This is a genomic window from Flavobacterium solisilvae, assembly GCF_012911605.1.
In the GTDB taxonomy this organism is placed as follows: Bacteria; Bacteroidota; Bacteroidia; order Flavobacteriales; family Flavobacteriaceae; genus Flavobacterium; species Flavobacterium solisilvae.
Window position 1 is genome coordinate 1 of the sequence record NZ_JAAMPT010000049.1, and the last position, 243, is coordinate 243.

Consider the following 243-nt stretch of genomic DNA (forward strand, 5'->3'; position numbering starts at 1 on the left):
TAGTGCTTAGCGTTTGTCCTTGCGGACAAGTGTAGGTATTTGCTTCTTTATTATAAATAAACTTTGTTACAAAATACTCGGGTTGTGTGCCGTTTTCGTTGCTCTTGCCTTGATCGGGTTGTGCTACAATGGTGGTAATATTGTTCTGCTTGCAGGTTGCTATTTCTCTACCGTTGTGATATCCTTTATCTACTAGCGCCGTAAAAGTTTCTAGATTTAAGTTTTCTTTGGCTTCTAGAGCAA

The 243-nt window shown here is 39.1% G+C and carries 1 pseudogene; it reads right to left on the minus strand.

Annotated features, from left to right (window positions below):
* Positions 1-243, minus strand: a pseudogene (locus G6042_RS00235) (IS1182 family transposase); the annotation flags it as partial.